Source organism: Pseudonocardia sp. (assembly GCF_025965585.1).
Taxonomy (GTDB): Bacteria; Actinomycetota; Actinomycetes; order Mycobacteriales; family Pseudonocardiaceae; genus Pseudonocardia.
In genome coordinates, this window is sequence record NZ_JAOPWR010000072.1 from 1 (window position 1) to 14,411 (window position 14,411).

The following is a 14,411-nucleotide window of genomic DNA, read 5'->3' on the forward strand; positions in this document are numbered from 1 at the left end:
AGCGCAACCAAGCTGGTTCTGCCCGGGTTGAGGCGGTCGTCGGCGCAGTTGATCGGTGGCGGCTCGACATCGGGGCGCGCCGGGTGGGAATCCTCGCTCGAGTGCGGCGGTGCGACGACGGTGTCGGCGCGAGCGCGGCAAGCGGGTAGTCATCCCAGCGCGGCGGCTGGCCGGGCAGACCACCATCGCCGTCACCGCCGGCCTGCGCCACTACGACGAGATCGCCCTCACTGACGGCCTGCGCCTCGCACTGTCTTCACGATCGATCATCGGCCACGCCATCGGGTCCGTCATCGCTCGCCGCCGCTGCCCCGCCGACGAAGCGTTCGCGACCCTGCGGACGGTCTCTCAGCGCCGCAACATCACACTCCGCACCATCGCCGAAAACCTGGTCGCGGCACCCAGCCGGGGCACCCAGCCGTCCACGATCTGACCACGGCCGGTGATCTCGATGAGGATGCCGGTCTCTTCGGTCGTCTCTCGGATGGCGGTGGCCGTCATCGTCTCGCCGAGTTCGTGACGGCCGCCGATAGCGCATGAAGCCCGCTGACCGTGCGGCGGATCATCAGCAGGCGGCCGGCGTCGTCGAGGACGAACGCGCTCGCCGTGATGACGATGCTCGTCGGTCTGGGAGCATCTGGATCATCATGGGCCTGACCTGAAACCACTGGTCAGACCTGGAGCCGGGGGTCGGGATCGAACCGACGACCTACCGCTTACAAGGCGGTTGCTCTACCACTGAGCTACACCGGCCGGTGTGGCCATCCTAGCCACCCACCGCCGAGCCCCGTCCTCCGCGACGAGCTCGGCGAGCCGCTCGAGCGCGGACGGGAGGCGGCCCGCCTCCCCCGAAGTCCTCGGGCAGGTAGACCGGCATCCGCCCGCGCCGCGTCGAGTGCCTCCCGGAAGCGCTCGGCGGCGGCGCTGACGCAGGGCGTCGGCGGAAGATCCGGCACGGGATCGGCCCTGCCGCGCGCCCGGCAGTTCGTGCTCGACGCGGTCGCCTCCGCGCCGGTCGTCGCCACGCGGGCGGCGTCCGCGCTCGCGGCGACAGCCCTGGCCCTGACCCGCTCGTGCGCAGCGGACGAAGCCGTGTGCAGCACGAATGCCGTGGCTGCACACGCCGCCTGATCGCGAGCGCGACGCCCACTTACCCTGACGGCGTGGATCTCTCGTTCGGCGCCGGACGTCCCGGCACGGCGGCATGACAGTGAGCGGCCGCTTCACCGACCGGCTCAGGACCGTGCTCCGCAAGGAGGCACGGGTGTTCCTCGAACCGGGCCCGCCCTCGCTCCGCCTGATGGCACCCATCGGCCCCCGTGTGCCGGACGACGCGCAGGTGCAGCAGGTGCTCGACCTGTGCATGCGGGTCGGGGAGGTGCTGCTCTCCAGCGGCGAGAGTGCCGACGAGACCACGCAGACGATGCTGCGCCTGGCCACGGTCAGCGGACTGCCGAGCGTGGACGTGGACATCACGTTCACGTCGATCACGATCTGCTGCCACCGCGGGAAGGCGGCCGCGCCGATGACGTCGATGCGGCTCGTGCGCTACCGCTCCCTCGACCTGACGCGGCTGGTCGAGGTCGGCCGCATCATCCGGCTGGTCGAGTACGGCACGCTCGACGTGCAGGGCGGCGCGGCCGCGCTCTCGGAGGCCGTCAGCGCGCCGCACCCGTACCCGCGGTGGGTCGCGACGGCGGGGTGGGCCGGGTTGGCGGCGGCCATCGCCCTGCTCCTGGGCGCCGCACCGATCACGGCCGCGGCGGCGTTCGTCGTCACCGGGCTGATCGACCGCACCGGGCGGCTGCTCAACCGGTGGGGGCTGCCGGCGTTCTTCCAGCAGGTGGTGGGCGGGATCCTGGCCACCGGGTCCACGCTCGCCCTGTTCGCGACGGGGGCGTTCCCGGCGGGCACGCGGCCGTCGCTGGTGATCGCGGCGAGCATCACCGTGCTGCTGTCCGGGTTCTCCGTGGTCGGCTCGGTGCAGGACGCCATCTCCAGCTACTACGTGACGGCAGCGGGTCGCGTCGCCGAGATCGTGCTGCTCTCCGCGGGGCTGCTGACGGGCGTCGTCCTGGGGTTGAAGATCGGTTTCCAGTTCGGGCTGGCGCTGGAGGTGGCGGGCGAGCTACCCACCGGGGCGAGGAGGTTCGGCCTCTCGCTGCTCGCGGCGGCGCTCGCGGCGGCGGCGTATGCGCTCGCGGGGTACGCACCATTGCGGTCGCTGCTGGCGGCGGGTGCGGCCGGAGCGGCGGGGTGGGGCGTCTACGGGGTGATGACGCAGCTGTTCGGCACCGGCCCGGTCGTCGCCACCGGGGCTGCCGCGATCGTGGTCGGAGGGGCCGCAGGCCTGTTCCGCCGGGGCGGCGGCGTGCCGCCGCTGGTGATCACGCTCGCCGGTATTACCCCGCTGCTGCCGGGGTACACCGCCTATCGGGGCTTCTACCAACTGGCGGTCCAGGGCGTGGCCGACGGCCTCGTCACCGTCACGGTGGCGCTGGGCACGGGGCTCGCGCTGGCTGCGGGGGTCGCTCTGGGCGACTTCCTCACCCGCCCGCGCCGACGCCCGGAGCCGCACCTCGCGGACACCGTGGAGGAGGCCGCACCCCAGTAGGGTCCGCAGCAGAGGTAGCACGAGGAGGACGCGTGGGTACGGAACTGGCGGGCGCCGAGTTCGTGGTGGTGGCGAACCGGCTCCCGGTCGACCTGGAGAAGCTCCCCGACGGCACGGAGCGCTGGAAGGCCAGCCCCGGCGGGCTGGTCACGGCGCTCGAACCGATGCTGCGCAACCGCGAGGGCGCGTGGGTGGGCTGGCCCGGCCTCGCCGACGCCGACGCGGAGCCCTTCGTCGACAACGGGCTGCAGCTGCACCCGGTGAGGCTGTCGGCGAAGGAGGTCGAGGACTACTACGAGGGCTTCTCCAACGGCACGCTCTGGCCGCTCTACCACGACGTCGTCGCGCCACCGGCCTTCCACCGGCACTGGTGGCAGGCCTACGTGAAGGTCAACCAGCGCTTCGCCGAGGTGGTGGCGGAGGTGGCCGCGCAGGACGCCGTCGTCTGGATCCAGGACTACCAGCTGCAGCTGATGCCGGCCATGCTCCGTGAGCTGCGGCCCGACCTGCGCATCGGCTTCTTCCTGCACATCCCGTTCCCGCCCACCGAGCTGTTCCAGCAGCTGCCGTGGCGCCGGGAGATCGTGCAGGGGCTGCTGGGCGCCGATCTCGTCGGCTTCCACACTCCGGGCGGCGTCCGGAACTTCCGCTGGCTGGCCACCCGCTTCACCGAGGCCACGCCCGGCCCCGCGCGCAACGAGGTCAGCTACGGCGACCGCGTCGTCCGGCTCGGAGCCTTCCCCATCTCGATCGACTCGGGTGCGCTCAACGCGCTGTCCCGGACGTCGGAGGTGCAGGAGCGGGCCAAGCAGATCCGTGCCGACCTCGGTGATCCCGATCACGTGATCCTCGGCGTCGACCGGCTCGACTACACGAAGGGCATCAACGTCCGGCTGCGCGCGTTCGAGGAGCTCCTCGAGGAGGGCCTGGCCGACGACACGGCGTTCGTCCAGCTCGCCACGCCCAGCCGCGAGCGTGTCGAGCACTACCAGAAGATGCGCAACGACATCGAGCAGTCGGTCGGGCGGATCAACGGCGAGTACGCGCGCGTCGGGTTCCCGGTGCTGCACTACCTGCATCAGTCGCTGCCCCGCGAGGAGCTCGCCGCGTTCTTCGTGGCGGCCGACGTGATGCTCGTGACGCCGCTGCGCGACGGCATGAACCTCGTCGCCAAGGAGTACGTGGCCTGCCGCAGCGACCTCGGCGGGGTGCTGGTGCTGTCGGAGTTCGCCGGTGCGGCCATCGAGCTGAAGGAGGCCGTGCTGGTCAACCCGCACGACACCGACGGCGTCAAGAACGCGCTGCACGCCGCGCTGACGATGTCGCCCACCGAGGGGCGCAGGCGGATGCGGGCGCTTCGCAAACAGGTGCTGGCCAACGACGTGGACAAGTGGGCCCGCTCCTTCCTCGACGCGCTGGGGCTGCACGATGACTGATCTCCCCGCCGCCCTGGCCGAGCTGGCCGCGGCACCCCGGCTGCTCGTCGCCCTGGACTTCGACGGGGTGCTCGCCCCGATCGTCCGGGTGCCGTCGGAGGCCCGGCCGCTGCCGGCGTCCGCCGCCGCGATCGGGGCACTGGCCACGCTGCCCGCGACCACGGTCGCGCTGGTGTCGGGCCGCGGGCTGGCCGATCTCGCGGCGGTGTCCGGGTTCGGCAGCCCGGTCCGGATGGTCGGCAGCCACGGCGGCGAGTTCGACGACGGGGCCGCCCCCCTCGACGACGAGCAGCGCGCCCGCCTCGACCGCCTGACCGCCGAGCTGCGTGAACTGGTGGACGGCGAGCCCGGCGTCACGCTGGAGGACAAGCCCACCGGCGTGGCCGTGCACGTCCGCAACGCGCCGCCCGAGGTCGGCACGCGCGTGCTGGAGGCCGTGCGGACGGGGCCGGCCGCACGGCCGGGCATCGAGTCCACACCCGGCAAGGCGGTACTGGACCTGGCCGTCCTGCAGGTGACGAAGGGCGCCGCGATCGACACCCTGCGCGAGCGCCTCGACGCCGACGCCGTGTTCTTCGCGGGTGACGACGTCACCGACGAGACCGCCTTCACCCGGCTGCGGCCCGGCGACGTGGGCGTCAAGGTCGGGGACGGCGAGACGGCCGCGGGCCACCGCGTGGCGGACCCCCACGAGATGGCCGAGGTCCTGCAGGCCCTGCTGGCGGCGCGTTCCGCCCGCTGATCCACAGCGGCCATCCACCTGTGGATGACCGCTCTACCAGCCCGAGAAGAACCTCTGGTCGCCCCGCGGCGCCCCGCTCGTGGTGCCGATGATCAGCTCCGTGGGCAGCGTGACGCGGCGCGGCCGGTTGCGGTCGCCGCGCTGCAGCAGCATCTCCCCGGCCACGCGGCCCTTCTCCAGCACGGGCTGGCGGACGGTGGTCAGCCCGGCCCGCTCGGCCTCCGGCACACCGTCGAAGCCCGTGATCGTGAGGTCACCGGGCACGGACAGGCCCTTGTCGGCGGCGAGGCCGAGCGCGCCGAGCGCGAGGATGTCGGACGTGCAGACGACGGCCGTGAGCTCGGGGTGCGCGGCGAGCAGTTCCTGCGCACCGTCCCGGCCGGCGTCGACGCTGTGCTCGAACCGCTCGATGACGGGCACGTCGGCCCAGGCGACGCCGACCTCGGCCAGCCCGTCGCGCAGGCCGGCGAGCCGGTCGCGCTGCACGGGGTAGGTGGCGTTCCGCTGGCGCTCCACGAGCGCGGGCCCGTCGTGGCGGCCCGCGGCCAGCCGCATGCAGACCACCCCGACGCGGCGGTGCCCGAGCCCGGCGAGGTGGCGGGCGAGCCCGAGCATCCCGGCGCGGTCGTCGACGCCCACGCGGTCGACACCCTCCACGTTGTGCGGCTGGTCGCACACGACCGTGGGCACCGGGCGTTCGAGGACGGCGAGGAAGTGGGGGTCGTCCTCGCGCACGGAGTAGACGACGAAGCCGTCCACGCCCGCCTGGTGCACCGCCGTGACGTCCACCTGCTCGGGGCTGACCGGCACGAGCAACAGCCCCTGCCCGGCCTGCTCGCACGCGAGCGCGAGACCCTCGAGAAACCCGGTGACGGCGGGGTCGCGGAAGGCGTAGGACAACGCCTCGGTCAGCAGCAGCCCCACGGCCCCGGCCTTGCGCGTGCGCAGCGACCGGGCCACCGGGTCGGGCCCGGGATAGCCCAGGCGTCTGGCGGCTTCCAGCACGCGGGCGCGCAGGGGCGCGGACAGCTGATCGGGACGGTTGTAGGCGTTGGAGACGGTGGTTCTCGACACGCCCAGCTCTGCGGCCAGCGAGGCGAGCGTCGCTGGCCGGCGCACGTTCGGGAGCCCGGACATCGCTGAACCGTAACGGTTCAGATGGGCCTCGGGAAAGTTGTGCCACAGCTCTCCTGATCACAGACCGGTGTTGCGGCCTCTGGAGAGGGTCACGCTACAGTGGAACGGCAACCATTGTCGTTATCAGAACGAGCACTCGGAGCCCCGATGAACCTGCGCCGCGCGATCCTCACGCCGGCCCTCGCCACCACCGCGGCCCTGGCGTTGGCCGCCTGCGGCTCCGGCACTCCCGCCGCCACGAACGCCGACGGCACCACGGCGCTGTCCGTCGTCGCCTCCACGGACGTGTACGGCGCCATCGCGCAGGCCATCGGCGGCGATGCCGTGAAGGTCACGTCCATCATCAACAGCCCCGACGCCGACCCGCACGAGTACGAGGCGAAGCCCGCCGACGCGGTCGCGGTCGACGAGGCGAAGGTGCTCGTCTACAACGGCGCGGGCTACGACGACTTCGCCACGAAGCTCCTCGCCGCGTCCGGCACGAAGCCCACGACGATCGACGTCTCGGAGCTCTCGGGTCTGCAGGCCCCCGCGGGCGGCAAGTTCAACGAGCACGTCTGGTACTCGTTCCCGACGGTCGAGAAGCTGGCCTCCACCCTCGCCGCCGACCTCGGCGCCGCCGACCCCGCCCAGGCGTCGACGTTCACGGCCAACGCCACGGCGTTCAACGCGAAGATCGACGGCCTCACCGCGAAGCTGGACGCCGTCAAGGCCGCGCACTCCGGCGAGAAGGTGGGCATCACCGAACCCGTGCCGCTGTACATGGTGCAGGCCGCCGGGCTGGTCGACGCCACGCCCGCGGAGTTCTCCCAGGCCGTCGAGGAGGGCACCGACCCGCCCGCCGCGGTGCTGGCGGATACCCTGAAGACGCTGCAGGGCCCGGACAAGGTCAAGGCGCTGCTGCCCAACGCACAGACCGAGACCCCGCTCACCAAGCAGGTCGAGCAGGCCGCCACGGCCGGTGGCGTGCCCGTCGTCAAGGTCTCCGAGACCCTGCCGGCCGGCGTCACCGACTACGTCGCCTGGATGACCCAGCAGGTCGACGCGCTGGCCGCGGCGCTCGGCACGTCATGACCCCGACCCGGCCCTTGTCCACAGGGCGCCGGCCCCGAACACAGGAGGCCCGCTCGTGACCACGGTGGCTCCGCGCCTGGCGCGCTCCGGGCGGCGCGGCGCGGGCGTGCCCGCCGTCTCGCTGCGGGACGCGGCGCTGCGCTTCGGCGAGCGCACCCTGTGGGCGGGCCTCGATCTCGACGTCGCCCCCGGGGAGTTCATCGCCGTCCTGGGGCCGAACGGGTCGGGCAAGACCACCCTGCTGCGCGTGCTGCTCGGCCTGCAGCCGCTGCACACGGGCGAGGTGCTGGTGGAGGGCCGCGCCCCCGCGCGCGGCAGCCGGGCCATCGGCTACGTCCCGCAGCAGAAGGCCCTTCCCGAGGACCTCACGCTGCGGGCGCGCGACCTCGTCGGCCTCGGGCTGGACGGGCACCGTTGGGGCATCGGGCTGAGCGGACGCGGCGAGCGCAAGGAGAAGGTGCGCGTGGCGCTGGAGTCGGTGGGGGCCACGAAGTACGCCAACGCCCCGGTGGGGCGACTCTCCGGCGGCGAGCAGCAGCGGCTGCGAGTGGCTCAGGCGCTGGTCGGGGACGCGTCGGTGCTGCTCTGCGACGAGCCGCTGCTCTCACTCGACCTGGCCCACCAGCGCGTCGTCAGCACCCTGATCGACGAGCGCAGGCGCAGCGCCGACACGGCTGTCGTGTTCGTCACGCACGAGATCAACCCGGTGCTGCAGCTGGTCGACCGCGTGCTCTACCTGGTCGACGGCCGCTTCCGCATCGGCACGCCCGACGAGGTGATGACGTCGGCGTCGCTCTCGGAGCTCTACCGCACCGAGGTGGACGTGCTGCGGGTGCGCGACCGGCTCGTCGTGGTCGGGGCTGACGCACAATGCCACGCCGAGGACCCCGAGGCATGAACGACATCCTCGGCAGGCTCTTCACCCTCGACGGCACCGGTCAGTACCTCGACCTGCCGTTCGTGCAGAGCGCGCTGCTCGCGGCCGCGCTGCTCGGGCTCGTGGCGGGTGTCCTCGCCCCGCTGATCGTCGCGCGCGGGATGGCGTTCGCCGTGCACGGCACCGCCGAGCTGGCGTTCACCGGCGGGGCGGCGGCGCTGCTCCTCGGGATCAGCGTCAGCATCGGCGCGGTGGCCGGTGCGGTGACAGCGGGGCTGGTGTTCGGGTTGCTGGGCCTGCGCCAGCGTGAGCGCGACTCGGTGATCGGCGTGGTCCTGGCGTTCGGGTTGGGCCTGGGCGTGCTGATGATCTCCCTCTACGACGGCCGCGCGGCCAACAAGTTCGGCCTGCTCACGGGGTCGATCGTGTCGGTGGACTCCACGAACCTCTGGGTGCTCGGCCTCGTGGTCGCCGTGGTGCTGCTGGTGCTGGCGATCGTCTACCGGCCCCTGCTGTTCGCCAGCACCGATCCGGACGTCGCCGTGGCCCGCGGCGTGCCGGTGCGGTTGCTGTCACCGATGTTCGCCGTGCTGATCGCGCTCACCACCGCGATCGCCGTGCCCATCGTCGGCGCCGTGATCGTCCTCGCCGTCACCGTCATCCCCGGTGCCGCCGCCGCGCGCGTCACCGCCAACCCGCTGGCCGCCACGCTGCTGGCCGTAGCCTTCGCCGAGGTCGCGCTGCTCGGCGGCACCCTGCTGTCGCTGGCGCCGGGCCTGCCGATCTCCGGCTACGTGGCCACCATCGCGTTCCTCTGCTATCTGGCCTGCCGGCTCGTCGGCCGCGTCCGCGGGCAGGTCCGCACAGGCTGAGCGGGTCGTGCGCGGAGAACACGGCCGTGGCCACGTTCTCCGCGCCCGGGAGGCGTCAGCCGATCCGGCGGCGCCGCGCCACCTCGGCGAGCACCACGCCCGCCGCCACCGAGGCGTTGAGCGACTCCACCGGCCCGGCCATCGGGATCGAGACCGTGACGTCGCAGGTCTGCTTGACCAGCCGCGACAGGCCCTTGCCCTCGGAGCCGATCACGATGACGAGCGGGTCGGACGCCATCTCGAACTCGTCGAGCGACACCGTGCCCTCCGCGTCCAGCCCGGCGATCATGTAGCCGGCCTGGGCGTACTCCTGCAGCGTGCGAGTCAGGTTGGTGGCCCGCGCGACGGGCAACCGTGCGGCCACCCCCGCCGACGTACGCCACGCGACGGCCGTCATGCCCGCGGCGCGGCGCTGCGGCACCACCACACCGTGGCCGCCGAACGCCCCGACGGAGCGGACGACGGCGCCGAGGTTGCGGGGGTCGGTGACCCCGTCGAGGGCGACGATGAGACCCGGCGCGCGGGACTCGGAGGCGATCTCCAGGAGCTCGTCGGGGTGGGCGTAGGCGTAGGGCGGCACGGTCAGCGCGAGGCCCTGGTGCAGGGCGCCACCGGCCATGCGGTCGAGCTCGCCGCGCTGCACCTCGAGGATGGAGATGCCGGCGTCGGCCGCGAGCTGCACGGCCTCGGCCACGCGCTCGTCGGCGCTCATACCGATGGCCACCTGCAGCGCCGTGGCGGGCACGCCCGCGCGGAGGCACTCGACGACGGGGTTGCGGCCGAGCACCGTCTCCGCGGTCTCGCCCTCGCCGGCCTTGCGGCGGTTGCCCGCGACCCTGCCGCGGCTGTGGTTCTCGGCGGCCCTGGCCGCCAGCTTGGCCTTGCGCGCCGCCGGATGGTACGGGCGTTCCTCCTTCGGAGGGGTGGGGCCCTTGCCCTGCAGCTGCTTGCGCCGCTGACCGCCGGAACCGACGACCATCCCCTTCTTGGTGCCGTCCTTGCGCATCGCTCCGCGACGTCGGGAATTGCCGGCCATCTTCTACACGTCTCCGTCAGGCATCTTTGAGCGACCAGGTGGGTCCGTCGGCGCTGTCCTCGACGGACACGCCGGCGGCGGTGAGGCGGTCGCGCACCTCGTCGGCGGTGGCGAAGTCGCGGTGGGCCCGCGCCTCCTGTCGTTGCACGAGCAGATCCTCGACGAGTGCGCTGAGCGCGCCGGTTGCGGCGTCGTTGCCGGCGTCGCCGGCGGCCCAGCGGGGGTCGAGGGGATCGAGACCGAGCACGCCGGTCATCGCGCGCACAGACGCCGCGGCGCCCGAGGCCCCGGCACGGTCGCCCGCGTCGAGGGCGGTGTTGCCCTCCCGCACGGTGCCGTGGATGGCTGCGAGCGCCCCGGGCGTGCCGAGGTCGTCGTCCATCGCGGCGACGAAATCGGCGCAGAGCACGCCCGGCTCCGGCGTGCCGAGCCGTTCGCGCACCCGGTGCACGAACGACTCGATGCGGCGGTAGGCCGACACCGACTCCTGCAGCGCGACGTCGGAGTACTCGATGGACGACCGGTAGTGCGGGCCGACCAGGTAGTACCGCAGCTCGACGCCCCGCACGCGCTGCAGCAGCGCGTCGATCGACAGCGTGTTGCCCAGCGACTTGGACATCTTCTCGCCGCCCATGGTGACCCACGCGTTGTGCAGCCAGTACTGCGCGAACCCGTCACCCACGGCGTGGCTCTGGGCCTGCTCGTTCTCGTGGTGCGGGAAGATCAGGTCGATGCCGCCACCGTGGATGTCGAACGCCGAGCCGAGGTACATCGTGGCCATCGCGGAGCACTCGAGGTGCCAGCCGGGCCGCCCGGGGCCCCACGGCGTGGGCCACGACGGCTCACCGGGCTTGGCGGCCTTCCACAGCGTGAAGTCCAGGGGGTCGCGCTTGCCGGTGGCCTCGCCCTCGCCCTGCACGGCGTCGTCCACCTTCTGCCCCGACAGCGCGCCGTACTCGGGCCACGTGCGCACGGCGAAGTAGACGTCGCCGTCCGCCGCGTAGGCGTGGCCTGCGTCGATCAGCCGCTGCATCAGCTCGACCATCTGCGTGACGTGGCCGGTGGCCCGCGGCTCGATCGACGGCGGCAGGCAGCCCAGGCTGTCGTACGCGGCCTGGAAGGCCCGCTCGTGCGTGGCGCCCCACTCCCACCACTGCTTGCCGTGGGCGGCGGCCTTGGCGAGGATCTTGTCGTCGATGTCGGTGACGTTCCGGACGAGCGTCACATCGAGCCCCTGGTGGGTGAGCCAGCGGCGGAGCACGTCGTAGTTCAGGCCCGAGCGGACGTGCCCGACGTGGGGAAGGCCCTGCACGGTGGCCCCACAGACGTAGATCGACGCAGCCCCGGCCCGCAGCGGGACGAAGTCACGCTGCTTCCTCGTGGCGGTGTCGAACAGTCGCAGGCTCACCCCTCCAGAGTACGGACCCCGCCTCCGGCACCGTTTAACAGGGCAGTTCCGATTCGTCCATGACGGGCTGGTCACAGCACGGCAGGCTGGCGGGCATGACGCAGATCCTCGGACTCCATCCCCGCCTCGTCGTCGAGGACGCCGACGCGGCGCTCGCCTTCTACTCCACCGCGCTCGGCGGCGAGGTCACCGAGCGCTACACCGCCGACGGCCGGGTCGTGCACGCGATGGTCGAAGCCGGCCCGATCCGGTTCGCCGTCAAGGACGCGGGCGACGGCGACGCGGCCCCGTCGGGCGGCGGCACACCGGTGATCATGTCGCTGGACGTCACGGACGCCGATGCGGTGGCGCGGCGGATGCTCGACGCGGGCGCCACCGTGATCTTCCCCGTCTCCGACCACGACTACGGCGACCGCGGCGGCAGGCTCGCCGATCCCTTCGGCCACCAGTGGATGATCGCCCAGCACACCGGGCGGCTCACCCCCGACGAGGTACAGCGGCGCCTGGACGCGACGAACGCCTGACCGTCAGGTCGCTGGCACGAGCAGCGCCGTGGCGACGGCCGCGATGCCCTCACCGCGGCCGGTGAGGCCGAGGCCGTCGGTGGTGGTGCCCGAGACGCTCACCGGGCCACCGACCGCGTCGGAGAGCACCTGCTGCGCCTCCGCGCGCCGCTTGCCGATCTTCGGGGCGTTGCCGATCACCTGCACCGCGGCGTTGCCGACGGCCCATCCCTCGGCGGTGACGAGCCTGCGCACCTCGGCGAGCAGCGTCACACCGCTCGCACCCGCCCATTCCGGACGGCCGGTGCCGAACACCGCGCCGACATCGCCCAGCCCGGCCGCCGAGAGGAGGGCGTCGCACAGCGCATGGGCGGCGACGTCGCCGTCGGAGTGCCCGGCACAGCCGTCGACGCCCTCCCACAGCAGCCCGGCCACCCAGCACTCGCGCCCTGCCTCGACGGGGTGCACATCGGTTCCGATCCCGACCCTCACGCGCCCTCCACGAGCAACTCGGCCAACTGCAGGTCCCAGGGGGTGCGGACGGCGAACGCGAGCGGGTCGCCGACCACGGTGTGTACCGGCCTCCCGGCCGCGGTGTGCGCACCGGCGACGTCGAGCAGTCCGGTGTGGACAGCCCCGGCGCGGAAGGCGTGGGGCGTCTGCACCACGCGCAGCCCGGCACGCTCCGGGGTGCCGCGGACCAGCCCGTCCCCGTCCACGGTCTTGACGGTGTCGGCCAGCGGCAGCACGGGGACGGCGACCTCGTGGCCGTGACGCACCGCCTCCAGGACGGCGCCGAACAGCGCCGGCGGGGTCAGCGGACGGGCCGCATCGTGAGCCACGACGAATCCGTCGAAACGCTCGGCACCGGCGCCGTCACCCGATGTGGCGTCGGCTCGTTGACCGCTGTGTGCCCGGACGACCTGCGGAGCGAGACGGGGCTGCCACGCGCGCACCGGCAGCCCGGCGCAGGCGTGCAGCAACGCGGACGTGCGTTCGCCCCCGTCGATCATGACGTGATCGACCAACCCGCACGCCAGGACGGCACGGACCGACCGCACGAGCATCGGGACGCCCGCGACCGGCCGCAGGACGTCGACCGCAGCACCCGCCGAACGCGAACCGCCGGCCACGACTACCGCGACGACGTTCACGCGGAGCTCGGGACCGGCGGTGTGTGCTGCGTTCAGGCCGCTTCTGCTGTTCAGGCAGTCGCCGTGGCGAGGACCTCGTCGAGCAGGACCTCGGCGCGCTCCTCGTCGGTGCCCTCCGCGAGCGCGAGCTCGCTGACGAGGATCTGCCGCGCCTTGGCCAGCATGCGCTTCTCACCCGCGGACAGGCCGCGGTCCTTCTCGCGGCGCCACAGGTCGCGGACGACCTCGGCCACCTTGTTCACGTCACCCGACGCCAGCTTCTCCAGGTTCGCCTTGTACCGGCGCGACCAGTTGGTGGGCTCCTCGGTGTGCGGGGCGCGGAGCACCTCGAACACCTTGTCGAGACCTTCCTGGCCCACCACGTCACGAACACCCACGACCTCGGCGTTCTCGGCGGGAACCTTCACGGTGAGATCACCCTGGGCGACCTTCAGTACGAGGTACTCTCGTGCCTCGCCCTTGATCGTCCGAGTCTCGATGGCCTCGATGAGTGCGGCACCGTGGTGCGGGTAGACAACGGTCTCTCCGACCTTGAAAACCATGTGTCCTCTGCCCCTTTCGCTGAGCCCAGGTTAACACGACTCAGGTGGGCACCGCCGCGCGGTCCAGCCCGTCACCGCAGGTCAGGGGATTGACAACGCTCAGAAAACATGCCTCGAACGGCCGAGTCGGCCCCTCCGTCACCGCCCTACTAGGCTGATCGAGGTCCAGCTGGGGCGCATGTGCCCGGCCGGCCGCGCCACCCGCCTTGCCGCCCAGCGGCATCCGCCCGGAAGGACGCCCACCCCCGTGAGCCGCAGCCTGCGTACCCGTCGCACCGGAGTCGCCGCCATCGGCGTCGTGATCGGCGCTCTCGCGCTGGCAGGCTGCGGGGCGGGGCAGATCACCCAGACCAGCACGCAGGTGTCCGCGGTCGGCGGCGCCCAGGCCACGGTCGGGTCCATCGCCATCCGCGACGCGCAGTTCGAGTACACCGCCGCCAAGGGCGCAAGCATCTACACGCGCGGGGGGGACGCCCCGCTGCAGATGACGATCGTCAACTCCGCCGGCACCGACGACAAGCTCGTCTCCGCGAGCAGCCCGGTCGCCCAGTCGGTGCAGGTCAGCGGCAACCCGACCATCGTCGGCGGCCGCGTCCTGCTCGTCGAGGGCCAGCCCGTGGCGGCGGCCGGGCCCAGCACCGGGGCCACCTCGGCGGCCACCCCGACGTCCGGGGCCGCCGCCCCGACCTCGGCGGCCGCGCCCACGGCCCCCGGCGACGAGCCGAAGGGCGCCCAGATCGTGCTGACCGGCGTCAACCAGGAGATCCGGCCGGGCCTGACCTACCCCCTCACGCTGACCTTCCAGAGGGCCGGCACCGTCACCTTCAACGTCCCCGTGGGCAACCCGAACACCCCGCGGACGGAGTCGGCCGCCGAGTGACCTCCAGGGCCCGCGCCACCAGGGCCCCGTTCCGCTGCACCGCGTGCGACCACCGCACGGCCCAGTGGGTCGGGCGCTGCCCCGCGTGCCAGGCCTGGGGCACCCTGGAACAGGCCGCCGCCCCGGCGGCGCCCCC

At 72.9% G+C, this 14,411-nt stretch carries 17 protein-coding genes and 1 tRNA gene; 10 read left to right on the forward strand and 8 right to left on the reverse strand.

Annotated features, from left to right (window positions below):
* The first annotated feature begins 109 nt into the window (after positions 1–109).
* Positions 110–433, forward strand: coding sequence for an ANTAR domain-containing protein (locus JWR81_RS04525; RefSeq protein WP_297646888.1), 324 nt, complete (start codon positions 110–112; stop codon positions 431–433).
* Here the strand turns inward: JWR81_RS04525 and JWR81_RS04530 are convergent.
* Together JWR81_RS04530 and JWR81_RS04535 are read right to left on the reverse strand one after the other, a co-directional pair.
* Positions 349–531: an NUDIX domain-containing protein gene (locus JWR81_RS04530; RefSeq protein WP_297646914.1), complete on the reverse strand. Its 183-nt coding sequence runs from the start codon at positions 529–531 to the stop codon at positions 349–351. The two genes, JWR81_RS04525 and JWR81_RS04530, sit on opposite strands and share 85 nt — an antisense overlap.
* A 147-nt stretch (positions 532–678) precedes the next feature.
* Positions 679–753, reverse strand: a tRNA-Thr gene (locus JWR81_RS04535).
* Positions 754–1,204: 451 nt separating this feature from the next.
* On the opposite strand from JWR81_RS04535, the gene JWR81_RS04540 reads away from it, so the two are divergent.
* The 3 genes from JWR81_RS04540 to otsB are packed head-to-tail and all read left to right on the forward strand — an operon-like array spanning position 1,205 to position 4,792.
* Positions 1,205–2,614 carry a threonine/serine exporter family protein gene (locus tag JWR81_RS04540; RefSeq protein ID WP_297646890.1) on the forward strand — a complete coding sequence of 470 codons (1,410 nt, stop codon included), beginning with the start codon at positions 1,205–1,207 and terminating at the stop codon, positions 2,612–2,614.
* Positions 2,615–2,646: 32 nt separating this feature from the next.
* Complete coding sequence (locus JWR81_RS04545; RefSeq protein WP_297646892.1) at positions 2,647–4,050, forward strand: trehalose-6-phosphate synthase; 1,404 nt, start codon at positions 2,647–2,649, stop codon at positions 4,048–4,050.
* On the forward strand, positions 4,043–4,792 hold the full coding sequence (gene otsB / locus JWR81_RS04550; RefSeq protein ID WP_297646894.1) for a trehalose-phosphatase: 750 nt from the start codon (positions 4,043–4,045) through the stop codon (positions 4,790–4,792). Before JWR81_RS04545 ends, otsB begins: the two co-directional genes overlap by 8 nt.
* A 33-nt stretch (positions 4,793–4,825) precedes the next feature.
* On the opposite strand, the gene JWR81_RS04555 is transcribed toward otsB, so the two are convergent.
* On the reverse strand, positions 4,826–5,929 hold the full coding sequence (locus JWR81_RS04555) for a LacI family DNA-binding transcriptional regulator (RefSeq protein ID WP_297646895.1): 1,104 nt from the start codon (positions 5,927–5,929) through the stop codon (positions 4,826–4,828).
* A gap of 147 nt (positions 5,930–6,076) precedes the next feature.
* On the opposite strand from JWR81_RS04555, the gene JWR81_RS04560 reads away from it, so the two are divergent.
* The 3 genes from JWR81_RS04560 to JWR81_RS04570 are packed head-to-tail and all read left to right on the forward strand — an operon-like array spanning position 6,077 to position 8,752.
* A complete protein-coding gene (locus JWR81_RS04560) occupies positions 6,077–7,003 on the forward strand; it encodes a zinc ABC transporter substrate-binding protein (RefSeq protein ID WP_297646897.1) in 927 nt (308 codons plus the stop codon).
* A gap of 55 nt (positions 7,004–7,058) precedes the next feature.
* Positions 7,059–7,901: a metal ABC transporter ATP-binding protein gene (locus JWR81_RS04565; protein WP_297646899.1), complete on the forward strand. Its 843-nt coding sequence runs from the start codon at positions 7,059–7,061 to the stop codon at positions 7,899–7,901.
* Entirely contained in the window at positions 7,898–8,752 is an 855-nt protein-coding gene (locus JWR81_RS04570) for a metal ABC transporter permease (protein ID WP_297646901.1), read from the forward strand. The genes JWR81_RS04565 and JWR81_RS04570 overlap by 4 nt, the downstream gene beginning before the upstream one ends.
* A gap of 55 nt (positions 8,753–8,807) precedes the next feature.
* On the opposite strand, the gene rlmB is transcribed toward JWR81_RS04570, so the two are convergent.
* Together rlmB and cysS are read right to left on the reverse strand one after the other, a co-directional pair.
* Positions 8,808–9,788: a 23S rRNA (guanosine(2251)-2'-O)-methyltransferase RlmB gene (gene rlmB, locus JWR81_RS04575; protein ID WP_297646903.1), complete on the reverse strand. Its 981-nt coding sequence runs from the start codon at positions 9,786–9,788 to the stop codon at positions 8,808–8,810.
* Between the two features lie 16 nt (positions 9,789–9,804).
* On the reverse strand, positions 9,805–11,196 hold the full coding sequence (gene cysS / locus JWR81_RS04580) for a cysteine--tRNA ligase (protein WP_297646905.1): 1,392 nt from the start codon (positions 11,194–11,196) through the stop codon (positions 9,805–9,807).
* 59 nt (positions 11,197–11,255) lie between these two features.
* Here cysS and JWR81_RS04585 point away from each other — a divergent pair, with 59 nt between their 5' ends.
* Positions 11,256–11,720: a VOC family protein gene (locus tag JWR81_RS04585; protein ID WP_297646907.1), complete on the forward strand. Its 465-nt coding sequence runs from the start codon at positions 11,256–11,258 to the stop codon at positions 11,718–11,720.
* 3 nt (positions 11,721–11,723) lie between these two features.
* Here JWR81_RS04585 and ispF read toward each other — a convergent pair whose 3' ends face one another.
* Genes ispF through JWR81_RS04600 form a run of 3 tightly spaced genes read right to left on the reverse strand, consistent with a single transcriptional unit; the run spans position 11,724 to position 13,395 of the window.
* Positions 11,724–12,191, reverse strand: a complete 468-nt coding sequence (gene ispF / locus JWR81_RS04590) for a 2-C-methyl-D-erythritol 2,4-cyclodiphosphate synthase (RefSeq protein ID WP_297646909.1) — start codon at positions 12,189–12,191, stop codon at positions 11,724–11,726.
* A complete protein-coding gene (locus tag JWR81_RS04595; RefSeq protein WP_297646910.1) occupies positions 12,188–12,853 on the reverse strand; it encodes a 2-C-methyl-D-erythritol 4-phosphate cytidylyltransferase in 666 nt (221 codons plus the stop codon). The genes ispF and JWR81_RS04595 overlap by 4 nt, the downstream gene beginning before the upstream one ends.
* A 50-nt stretch (positions 12,854–12,903) precedes the next feature.
* The gene (locus JWR81_RS04600; protein ID WP_296373296.1) at positions 12,904–13,395 is read right to left on the reverse strand and encodes a CarD family transcriptional regulator; all 492 of its coding nucleotides are present in this window, start codon (positions 13,393–13,395) and stop codon (positions 12,904–12,906) included.
* A 247-nt stretch (positions 13,396–13,642) separates the two neighbouring features.
* Between JWR81_RS04600 and JWR81_RS04605 the strand changes: the two genes are divergently transcribed.
* Entirely contained in the window at positions 13,643–14,275 is a 633-nt protein-coding gene (locus tag JWR81_RS04605; RefSeq protein ID WP_297646912.1) for a copper chaperone PCu(A)C, read from the forward strand.
* The coding region (locus JWR81_RS04610) for a hypothetical protein (RefSeq protein WP_297646916.1) at positions 14,272–14,411 on the forward strand (140 nt) is incomplete at its 3' end. The genes JWR81_RS04605 and JWR81_RS04610, both read left to right, overlap by 4 nt.

What these genes read in the sequence shown, in the direction of transcription:
- JWR81_RS04540 (WP_297646890.1), top strand. Translation starts at nt 1,205, where the DNA reads ATGACAGTGAGCGGCCGCTTCACCGACCGGCTCAGGACCGTGCTCCGC.
- otsB (WP_297646894.1), top strand. Translation starts at nt 4,043, where the DNA reads ATGACTGATCTCCCCGCCGCCCTGGCCGAGCTGGCCGCGGCACCCCGG.
- JWR81_RS04555 (WP_297646895.1), bottom strand. Translation starts at nt 5,929, where the DNA reads ATGTCCGGGCTCCCGAACGTGCGCCGGCCAGCGACGCTCGCCTCGCTG.
- JWR81_RS04560 (WP_297646897.1), top strand. Translation starts at nt 6,077, where the DNA reads ATGAACCTGCGCCGCGCGATCCTCACGCCGGCCCTCGCCACCACCGCG.
- JWR81_RS04570 (WP_297646901.1), top strand. Translation starts at nt 7,898, where the DNA reads ATGAACGACATCCTCGGCAGGCTCTTCACCCTCGACGGCACCGGTCAG.
- rlmB (WP_297646903.1), bottom strand. Translation starts at nt 9,788, where the DNA reads ATGGCCGGCAATTCCCGACGTCGCGGAGCGATGCGCAAGGACGGCACC.
- JWR81_RS04585 (WP_297646907.1), top strand. Translation starts at nt 11,256, where the DNA reads ATGACGGGCTGGTCACAGCACGGCAGGCTGGCGGGCATGACGCAGATC.
- JWR81_RS04600 (WP_296373296.1), bottom strand. Translation starts at nt 13,395, where the DNA reads ATGGTTTTCAAGGTCGGAGAGACCGTTGTCTACCCGCACCACGGTGCC.